We start from the raw sequence: 8259 nt of genomic DNA, 5'->3' as shown, positions 1-8259 counted from the left end.
AGGCGTATCCTTAGGCAATACCAAAAACATCCCTGATGAGAGAGGACATCCCGATGGCTGGGAAAACCCTGTATGACAAATTGTGGGAGCAGCACGTTGTTAAAGAACGTGATGACGGCACCGCATTAATCTATATCGACCGTCAGTTGCTGCACGAAGTAACCTCGCCACAGGCGTTTGAGGGCCTGCGTATTGCCGGGCGTAAGCCATGGCGTCTGGACGCCAACCTGGCGACTCCTGATCACAACGTACCGACTACCTCGGCTGAGCGTGAATCCGGCATTGCCGGTATTCAGGACCCGGTTTCCCGTATTCAGGTAAAAACACTGGATGAAAACTGCGATGAGTTCGGTATCACTGAATTCAAAATGGCCGACAAACGTCAGGGTATCGTGCATGTGGTCGGGCCAGAGCAGGGTGCGACTCTGCCGGGCATGACCGTTGTCTGTGGTGATTCCCATACCGCGACTCACGGTGCCTTTGCCGCACTGGCGCACGGTATTGGTACTTCTGAAGTTGAGCACGTACTGGCGACCCAGTGTCTGATTCAGCGCAAAATGAAAAACCTGCTGATCCGCGTCGACGGTGAACTGGGTGCCGGTATCACCGGTAAAGACGTTGTGCTGCACATCATTGGAGTGATCGGTACTGCTGGTGGTAATGGCACGGCGATGGAGTTCGGTGGTTCTGCGATCCGCTCACTGAGTATGGAAGCCCGTATGACCATGTGTAACATGGCCATTGAAGCCGGTGCCCGTGTCGGCATGGTTGGATTTGATGACATTACTTCTGAATACGTAAAAGGCCGCCCTTACGCGCCGAAAGGCGAGCAGTGGGAGATGGCACTGGCCGCCTGGAAAGATCTGGTATCCGATGATGATGCGGTATTCGACAAGGTGGTCGAAATCCGTGCGGAAGATATCAAGCCACAGGTTACCTGGGGTACATCGCCGGAAATGGTCACCACCATCGACGGTACTGTGCCGACTCTGGCCGATGCTGCAGATGAGGTTCAGCGCTCCGGTTTTGAGCGTGCGTATCAGTATATGGGTCTGACACCGGGTCAGAAAATCACCGATATTAAACTCGATCGGGTCTTTATCGGTTCCTGCACTAATTCCCGTATCGAAGATCTGCGTGCCGCCGCCGATGTGGCCAAAGGCCGTAAAGTGGCTGGCAGTGTGAAGCAGGCGCTGGTGGTTCCGGGGTCTGGTCTGGTGAAGGCGCAGGCTGAAGCTGAAGGTCTGGATAAAGTCTTTATCGAAGCCGGTTTTGAATGGCGTGAGCCGGGTTGCTCCATGTGTCTGGCAATGAACGCCGACAAGCTGGGCAGCGGTGAGCATTGTGCGTCTACTTCGAACCGTAACTTCGAAGGTCGTCAGGGCTATGGTGGCCGTACGCATCTGGTGAGTCCGGCGATGGCCGCGGCGGCCGCGATTGCCGGTCACTTTGTTGATGTGCGTGAGTTATAAGGGGAGCAAAGATGAAACCATTTACCGTACATAAGGGTATTGCTGCCCCGATGGATCGTGCCAATATCGATACCGATATGATCATTCCCAAGCAGTTTCTGAAGTCGATCAAACGCAGTGGCTTTGGTCCTAATCTGTTTGATGAGCTGCGCTATCTGGACGAAGGTCAGCCGGATGCGGATAACTCCGGTCGCCCGCTGAATCCGGACTTCGTGCTTAACCAACCGCGTTATCAGGGCGCGTCTGTGCTGCTGGCACGGGAAAACTTTGGTTGTGGTTCCAGTCGTGAACACGCCCCCTGGGCACTGGAAGACTTCGGTTTCCGTGCGATTATTGCACCGAGCTATGCCGATATTTTCTTCAATAACAGCTTTAAAAATGGCCTGTTGCCGATCGTACTTGATGACGCAACGGTTGACCGTTTATTCAAAGCTGTCGCGGCGAATGAAGGTTACGAGCTGACCATCGATCTGGCGCAGCAGAAAGTGATTACCCCGGATGGCGAAGAGATTCCGTTCGAGGTGGACGCGTTCCGTAAACACTGTCTGCTCAATGGTCTGGATGATATTGGCCTGACGCTGCAGGATGCGGATGATATCCGTGCTTATGAGCAGAACCGTCGTCAGCAGGCCCCCTGGTTGTTTGGCGCCTGAAACTGAAATTGATTATCTGCCGGGTGCGCAAGTGCCCGGCTTCTGATTCTGGAAAATGACATGTCTAAAAATATTCTGATTCTGCCGGGCGACGGCATTGGTCCTGAAATTGTTGCTGAAGCGGTTAAAGTGCTGGACGTTGTTAATCAGCGCTTCGATCTGGGCCTGAATATGGAACACGCACTGGTGGGCGGTGCTGCTTATGATGAGTTTGGCACGCCGCTGCCGGATGTGACCATGGATAAAGCCCGCGCCGCAGATGCGATTCTGTTGGGGGCGGTGGGTGGTCCTAAGTGGGATAACCTTGAAGACCGTGAGCTGCGTCCGGAAAAAGGCCTGCTGGGCCTGCGTTCGGGTCTGGAACTGTTCGGTAACCTGCGTCCGGCGAGTCTGTATCCGCAGCTGGCGGATGCCTCTTCGCTGAAGCCTGAAGTGGTTTCCGGTCTGGATATTCTGATCGTACGTGAACTGACCGGTGGTATTTACTTCGGTAAACCACGCGGTATCCGCACGCTGGAAAACGGTGAGCGCGAAGGTTACAACACCTACGTATACAACGAATCGGAAATCCGCCGTATCGCTAAGGTCGCGTTTGAATCGGCGCAGAAACGCGGTAAAAAACTGTGCTCTGTCGATAAAGCCAACGTGCTGGAAGTAACCGTGCTGTGGCGCGAAGTTATGAACGAAGTGGCAAAAGACTATCCGGATGTCGAGCTGTCACATATGTACGTTGATAACGCAGCCATGCAGCTGGTGCGTGCACCAAAACAGTTCGATGTGATGGTCACCGGCAACATGTTTGGTGATATTCTGTCGGATGCGGCAGCGATGCTGACGGGTTCGATCGGCATGTTGCCTTCGGCGTCTCTGGATAAGAACAACAAGGGTATGTATGAGCCTTGTCATGGTTCTGCTCCGGATATCGCTGGTCAGGGAATCGCTAACCCGCTGGCGACGATTCTGTCCGCGGCGATGATGCTGCGTTATTCTCTGGATCAGGCCGCAGCGGCCGATGCTATTGAACAGGCAGTGAGTAAAGTGCTCGATAAAGGTCTGCGTACCGGTGATATTTTCTCCGCAGGCATGACCAAAGTAAGTACCAAAGAAATGGGTGAGGCAGTGGTAGCTGCCCTGCAAGAGGTTTAAAAATGGCTTTGCAAAAAGTAGGTTTGGTAGGCTGGCGCGGCATGGTGGGTTCCGTGCTGATGCAACGTATGCAGGAAGAAGGTGACTTTGACCTGATTCAGCCGGTGTTTTTTACCACCTCGCAAAAAGGGCAGGCCGCGCCGCAATTTGGCGGAAAAGATTGCGGTCTGCTGGAAGACGCATTCGATATTGATACGTTAAAAACTCTTGATGTGATCATTACCTGTCAGGGTGGTGATTACACCAAGGAAGTTTATCCGAAGCTGCGTGCTGCGGGTTGGGATGGCTACTGGATTGATGCAGCCTCTTCGCTGCGTATGGCGGATGACGCCATTATCGTACTCGATCCGGTCAACCTGAATGTGATTGAAAACGGCATCAAAACCGGCATCAAGACCTATGTTGGCGGTAACTGTACCGTCAGTCTGATGCTGCTGGCATTGGGCGGTCTGTTTGAGAAAGGGCTGGTGGAGTGGGTTGCTCCGCAGACCTATCAGGCAGCTTCCGGTGCCGGTGCGCAGAATATGCGCGAGCTGATCAGTCAGATGGGCGCTATTCACGCTAATGTGAAAGATAAACTGGATAACCCGGCTTCGGCCATTCTGGAAATCGATCAGCAGGTTGCTGAATTCATTCGCAGTGATGAATACCCGAAAGCTCAGTTCGGTGCGCCGCTGGCGGGCAGTCTGATTCCGTACATCGATTCACAGCTGGAGTCCGGTCAGAGCCGTGAAGAATGGAAGGCGCAGGTTGAAGCCAACAAAATTATGGGCACAACCGCTGCGCCTGTTCCGGTTGATGGTTTATGCGTTCGTGTGGGTGCGATGCGTTGCCATAGCCAGGCAATTACCATCAAACTCAAGCAGGATTTGCCGGTTGCTGAAATCGAACAGATTCTGGCGGCTCATAATGAGTGGGTGAAGGTTATTCCGAACGAGCGTGAAGCCAGTATGCAGGAACTTACGCCAGCTAAAGTGACCGGTACGCTGAGTATTCCGGTTGGTCGTATCCGCAAGCTGACCATGGGGCCTGAATATATTTCAGCCTTTACCGTGGGTGATCAGTTGCTGTGGGGCGCGGCTGAGCCACTTCGCAGAATGTTGCGCATTCTGTTGAAGAGTGCCTGATTTGGCTGATTAAAAACGGGGCTCTGGCCCCGTTTTTTCATTTATTTTCTCTAAAGTGTGACCTAACTCGTTCTTTCCTATCGTATTTGTTTTGGTGCCAGAGGCCAAAAGATTGCGTAATCCCGTTTTATATTTGATACTTATGCCGCTTATGAACGGAATCTATAAGTAAGCTGGGTCAGGAATATCTCGACGAAATTGTTTTTCGATACTATACGGGGCGAATAATCGCCGTATGACAACAAGGAAGCACCAATGAAGCGCCTACTTGCGAACACCTTAATGCTGGTCGGAGGATTGACGGCCTCATCTCAGCTACTGGCGTTGGGTTTGGGAGAACTGACTCTCAAGTCGGCACTGAATCAGCCTCTGCAGGCAGAAATCGAGCTGGTTGAAACCGATGGCTTATCGCAATGGGAAATTAAACCGGCTCTGGCATCAGCCAGTGACTTTGAACGCGCAGGCGTTGACCGTTTATATTTCCTGACCAAAATCACATTCAAAGTTGAAGGTGACCGTGTGGTATTGACCTCACGTGAGCCGGTTAACGAACCTTTTCTTAACTTTCTGGTTGAGCTGAACTGGCCATCGGGTCGTGTACTGCGCGAGTACACCCTGTTGCTGGATCCACCAACCTTCCAGGAAGAATCTATTCAGCCGCTGGTAACAACGCCAGCAGGTCAGAGTTCTGTGGTCAGTGCTCCTGCTGAAACCACAACGATTGCTGCTCCGGCACAGCCAGTCGCAGTGAATCGCTGGGAAAGTGAACCTGCCGCTCCTGGCACGTATAAAGTTCAGCCAAACGACACCTTATGGCAGATTGCTCTTGAAACCCGTCCTGCCAGTGGCGTAACGCCGCAGCAGATGATGGTGGCGATTCAGAATGAAAATCCGAATGCTTTTATCGCTGGTAATATTAACCGCCTGAAAACGCATCAGGTGTTGCGTATTCCGGATGCAGAATCTATCAAACGTGTGTCTTTCGGTCAGGCCGTTGCCGAAGTGGATCGTCAGAATCGTGCACTGAATACCGGTGCTGCGCAGATTGATGCGACAGGTCGCGCGGGTACTGCAGTGGCAGCTGCAACAGCAAAAGACGGTGGCGAAGTCCGCCTGTTGTCGGCTCAGAGTGACAATGCTGAATCGGCGGGAGCCAGTGGTGATGCTGGTCAGGGCGCGGGCAGTGGCCGTCAGCAGGCACTGGAAAATGATCTCGCCATTGCGCTGGAAAATGTTGATAAAAGCCGCCGTGAAAATCAGGAGTTACGTGAGCGCCTGGAGTCTCTGGAAGAGCAGATCAATACCCTGCAGCGTCTGATTTCACTGAAAGACGATCAACTGGCAACCATGCAGGTCGGCGGAGCAGAACAGGCGGCAGAAGCTGTTGCTGAGCAGGCGGAAACCGTTGTAGCTGAGCCGGTTGCTGAAGTGGCGGAAACGGCTCCGGCTGCAGAGCCGGAAGCGGCGCCTGCCGGTGAGTCTGTTGATTTCAACTATTCCCAGCCTGCCGACAGTGCTGCTGTGGCAGATGGAGCTGAGGCTGTATCTGAAGCCGATGTGGCTGCGAAAGCTGCAGAAGAGAAAGCTCGCCGTGAACGTATTGCGGCCATGCTGGCACAGCAGGAAGAACAGCAGCGTCCGCAGCCAACCTTACTGGATCAGATGCTCAGTAATCCGCAGTATCCGCTGGCCGGTTTTGGTGTGCTGGTTCTGCTTGGTCTGCTGATTGCCCGTACTCTGAAACAGCGTAAGGCTGCGAAGCAGGAAGAAAAATTTACTGATGAAGAGCTGGCGTTTGCTGATGTAGATGCTGATCCATCAAGCCTCGACGATTTCGATTTCGATGATGATGAACTGGCTGTCGGGGATGTTGATCTGGATGCAGATCACGCAGATATCGATCTGGGTGATGATCTGGATGATACCCAGCACCACGAAGATCATTTTGAAACGGTCGCTCAGACTGAAGATGTCATCAGCGAATCCGATATCTATATTGCCTACGGCAAGTTTGAGCAGGCGGTTGATCTGCTGTCTGATGCTATCGAAAAAGAACCGAGCCGTTCTGACCTGCGTCTGAAATTGCTGGAAGTCTATGTCGAAATGGATGAGGCGGAAGCTTTTGCTGTTGCTGAAGCTGGTCTGAACCAGTTGGGCGACCGTGCGGCATCTCAGCAGGCTGAGCAGCTGCGCAATCGTCTGTCTTCGCCAATCGCACCAGCGGCTGCTGTAAGTGCACTGGCAGCAGGTGTGGCGGCTGACTCTGGTCTGTCTCTGGATGATGACATTCCGGCGCTGGATGATTCTATGGGTGATGATTTTGCTGATGCCCTGGATTTCGGTGATGCGCTGGATCTTTCTGAAGATATGCCCGAAGAAAATACCGATGCGGTTCTGGATCTGGGTGAGGCTGAGTCGGGTCTGGAAGAAGTGCCGACGCTGGATCTGGATGATGGACTTGAATTTGACCTGAACGAATCTGTGTCTGAGCTGGAAGCTGAGTCGGCTGAAGGTGAGGACGACTTTGATATCGCCGCTGAGCCTGCTGCCGCAGACGATGGTCTTGAGTTTGATCTTGGTGATTTCGGCGCGGAAACACCTGCTGCAGATGAACCTGAAGTCGCTTCTGTTGAAGCGGATAATGAAAGTAACTCGTTAGAGTTCGACCTTGGCTCGTTGTCGGCAGATGATGCAGCAGAAGAGCCTGCGGCTGTTGCTGAAGAGACAGCTGAAGACGATTTCGGTCTTGATTTTGACAGCGGTGAATCGGCTCCTGTCGCTGCTGATTCTGATCTTTCCGATCTGGAGAGTCTGCTAGATGGTGATGCTGCAGGTTCCGGTGAGCTGTCCGATCTTTCCTTCGAAATGGAAGAAAATACCGGTTTTGCCGAGGCTGATGGTGATGACGACCTGAAAGCCCTGGAGCAGGAGTTGGGTTCAATTAGTGCTGCGCCGGAAGCGGATGAAGATGAGTTCTCATTTGATACCAGTGATTCTGATGATGATCTGAATGCCCTCGCGGCAGAAACCGGTGAATCTGAAGAAGAAACAATGGACTTCTCTGCTGATCTGGCTGAGTTGGATTCTGAGTTGGACGGATTCGATGCTGATGATGTCCCGGTTGTGGATGATCAGCTGGAAGTGGCCGAAGAGCGCGTTGATCCAAGCATTCCGGATGATCTGGATGTCAGCGTTGATGGCGATATCGATCTGGATGAGCTGGCGGCTGCGGATGATGAATTTGACTTCCTGGCTGGCACCGATGAGTGTGCAACCAAGCTGGATCTGGCCCGTGCCTATATCGACATGGAAGACTTCGATGGTGCCCGTGAACTGCTGCAGGAAGTGGTTCAGGAAGGCTCGGATCAGCAGAAAGCGGATGCCCGCAGTCTGATGGATAATCTGGCCTGATAGAGTCTTTAATGTCTGGTTTTACCTCCGGTGTGCAGCGTTACGCTGCCATCGTGGAATATAACGGTGCCCGTTTCCACGGTTGGCAGAAGCAAAAACACCACAACGAACCCACCATTCAGGCCGCTCTTGAAGCGGCCATTTCGAAAGTTGCTAACCACCCGATTGAGATTGTCTGTGCGGGGCGTACCGATGCCGGTGTGCATGCAACCCGTCAGGTAATTCATTTCGACAGTCATGCAGTGCGTACGGAATACAGCTGGCTGATGGGCGTGAATACCAATCTGCCGGACGGTGTTGCATTGCAGTGGGTGTCTCCGATTGATGGAGAATTTCACGCACGTTTCAAAGCCCGCGCCCGCCGTTATCGCTACCTGATTAATAATTCTCCGACCAAACAGGCGCTGCAGCACGATCAGCTGACCTGGTGGCGTTACCCGCTGGATGCGG

At 53.0% G+C, this 8259-nt stretch carries 6 protein-coding genes; all 6 read left to right on the top strand.

Features of this window, described 5'->3' with window-relative positions:
- Positions 1-53 precede the first annotated feature (53 nt).
- On the top strand, positions 54-1472 hold the full coding sequence (gene leuC, locus B3P58_RS00350) for a 3-isopropylmalate dehydratase large subunit (RefSeq protein WP_230332017.1): 1419 nt from the start codon (positions 54-56) through the stop codon (positions 1470-1472).
- 11 nt (positions 1473-1483) lie between these two features.
- Positions 1484-2125, top strand: coding sequence for a 3-isopropylmalate dehydratase small subunit (gene leuD, locus B3P58_RS00345; protein ID WP_230332018.1), 642 nt, complete (start codon positions 1484-1486; stop codon positions 2123-2125).
- Between the two features lie 60 nt (positions 2126-2185).
- Positions 2186-3271 (top strand): 3-isopropylmalate dehydrogenase, encoded by a 1086-nt coding sequence (leuB, locus tag B3P58_RS00340; RefSeq protein ID WP_286715114.1) that lies wholly within the window; start codon positions 2186-2188, stop codon positions 3269-3271.
- 2 nt (positions 3272-3273) lie between these two features.
- A complete protein-coding gene (gene asd / locus B3P58_RS00335) occupies positions 3274-4398 on the top strand; it encodes an aspartate-semialdehyde dehydrogenase (protein ID WP_145468883.1) in 1125 nt (374 codons plus the stop codon).
- Positions 4399-4653: 255 nt separating this feature from the next.
- Positions 4654-7809: a FimV/HubP family polar landmark protein gene (locus B3P58_RS00330; protein ID WP_230332020.1), complete on the top strand. Its 3156-nt coding sequence runs from the start codon at positions 4654-4656 to the stop codon at positions 7807-7809.
- An 11-nt stretch (positions 7810-7820) separates the two neighbouring features.
- Positions 7821-8259: tRNA pseudouridine synthase A (locus B3P58_RS00325; RefSeq protein WP_286715110.1), on the top strand; the 439-nt coding region annotated here is incomplete at its 3' end.

Source organism: Thalassolituus sp. UBA2009, assembly GCF_002335285.1.
GTDB lineage: Bacteria > Pseudomonadota > Gammaproteobacteria > Pseudomonadales > Oceanobacteraceae > Venatoribacter > Venatoribacter alkanivorans.
This window is presented reverse-complemented; position numbering and strand designations above follow the sequence as displayed.

Excerpts from the sequence above, each read along its gene's own strand:
- leuC (WP_230332017.1), top strand. The coding sequence starts at position 54 with ATGGCTGGGAAAACCCTGTATGACAAATTGTGGGAGCAGCACGTTGTT.
- leuB (WP_286715114.1), top strand. The coding sequence starts at position 2,186 with ATGTCTAAAAATATTCTGATTCTGCCGGGCGACGGCATTGGTCCTGAA.
- B3P58_RS00330 (WP_230332020.1), top strand. The coding sequence starts at position 4,654 with ATGAAGCGCCTACTTGCGAACACCTTAATGCTGGTCGGAGGATTGACG.
- asd (WP_145468883.1), top strand. The coding sequence starts at position 3,274 with ATGGCTTTGCAAAAAGTAGGTTTGGTAGGCTGGCGCGGCATGGTGGGT.
- leuD (WP_230332018.1), top strand. The coding sequence starts at position 1,484 with ATGAAACCATTTACCGTACATAAGGGTATTGCTGCCCCGATGGATCGT.